Below are 1,606 nucleotides of genomic sequence, written 5' to 3' on the forward strand. Positions count from 1 at the left end.
TTTCTGGCAGGTCGATCAGCAGGGCCGCCAACTACCCTATATCGATCAGGTCAGCTACTCGATTTCCCAGGACGTTGAATCGCTAATGCTGGATATCGTTGGCGGCAAGATCGATATGCAGGATCGCCATATCAACTCGCTGGCGAATAAGCCCACCCTGTCCCAGAACATCAAGCGCGGCGATTATCATCTGGTTGAACTGGTGGCGGCGAACGCCCAGCAGGTTCAGATTTATCTGAATATTCTGCATAAAGACCCGAAGGTGCGGGAAATGCTGGGGAATAAGGAGTTCCGCCGCGCGCTCTCCCTCGGCATCAACCGGCAGGAAATCATCGAGCTGGTCTACCTCGGCCAGTCCGAACCCTATCAAACCAGCCCGCGCCCCGGCCATCCCTGGCATCACGCCAAGCTCGCCAAGCAATTCACCGAGTTCGATGCGCCCCAGGCCAAAGCGATTCTCGATAAGCTCGGCTATGATAAGAAAGACGGCCAAGGCTTCCGCCTGCGCCCCGATGGCCAAAAAAGTCTTCTTCGGGATTGATGTGATCCCGACACTTTACCCCGATCAGGTGGATGCGCTGGAACTGGTGAAGCGCCATTGGGCCGATATCGGCATCGATATTAAGGTCAATACTATTGAACGCGCGCTCTATTTCACGCGCGGCGATAATAACGACCATGACGCCGCCTCCTGGTCCGGGGCGGGCGGGCTCGATCTGATGTTCGATCCGCGCGACTATCTCGCTTACCATCCGCAAGGCTCGCGCTATGCGATTCCCTGGGCGAATTGGTTCGTGTCGGGTGGCAAGCAGGGTGAAGAGCCCCCCGAAAGTCAGAAGAAGCGCATGGCTTTGTTCGACCAAGCGCGTGGTACCACCGATCTCGCCAAGCGTGCCGAATTGGTCAAACAGATGCTCGATTTGACCTATGAGGCGTTTGAAACCATTGGCGTCTGTTTGGGCGTCAACACCTTCGGTGTTTGCAAAAACAATCTGATGAATGTGCCGGAGAAATTTCCCGATAGCTGGTCGTACCCGAACCCGGCACCGACTCTGCCTGCCCAGTATTTCTTCAAGGCCTAACCGCCCTGGAATCCCCCGCCGCTGCGGTGGCGGGGGATTGCTTGCTTTTCAATGGAACCTAAGCCGATGGCTCGTTTTATCCTCACCCGGCTGCTCTGGATGATCCCGTCGCTGATCGTTATCAGCTTCTTGGCCTTCGTCCTTATTCAGCTTCCGCCCGGCGATTTCGTGACGACTTATATCGCAACGCTCGCCTCCTCGAACGAAGTGGTCGATCAGGCGGCGGCGCTGGCCCTGCGCGAACGCTTTGGCCTCGACCAGCCGATGCTCGTGCAATATTTCAAATGGATCATCAATATCGTCACGGCGGGCGATTTTGGTATGAGCTTCGAATGGCAGCAGCCGGTCGGTGAGTTGATTTGGGAGCGCATGGCGCTCACCCTGATCCTGACCTTCTCGACGTTGCTTGCCACTTGGGGGATTGCCCTGCCCATCGGCATTTTCTCCGCCGTGAAGAAATATTCCATCGGCGATTACATCGTTACCATGTTCAGCTTCATCGGCCTTGCGGTGCCGAGCTTTCT

The 1,606-nt window shown here is 56.3% G+C and carries 3 protein-coding genes; all 3 read left to right on the forward strand.

Translation table 11 applies throughout. The features are described from left to right. On the forward strand, window positions 1-541 hold a 541-nt coding region (locus tag VZ95_RS25930; RefSeq protein ID WP_232302732.1), incomplete at its 5' end, for an ABC transporter substrate-binding protein. Next, window positions 513-1,082, forward strand: coding sequence for a periplasmic substrate-binding domain-containing protein (locus tag VZ95_RS25935; RefSeq protein ID WP_052711903.1), 570 nt, complete (start codon window positions 513-515; stop codon window positions 1,080-1,082). The genes VZ95_RS25930 and VZ95_RS25935, both read left to right, overlap by 29 nt. A 66-nt stretch (window positions 1,083-1,148) precedes the next feature. After that, window positions 1,149-1,606: ABC transporter permease (locus VZ95_RS17510; RefSeq protein WP_045777005.1), on the forward strand; the 458-nt coding region annotated here is incomplete at its 3' end.

Origin of the sequence: Elstera litoralis (genome assembly GCF_000963705.1) — a bacterium.
Classification (GTDB): domain Bacteria; phylum Pseudomonadota; class Alphaproteobacteria; order Elsterales; family Elsteraceae; genus Elstera; species Elstera litoralis.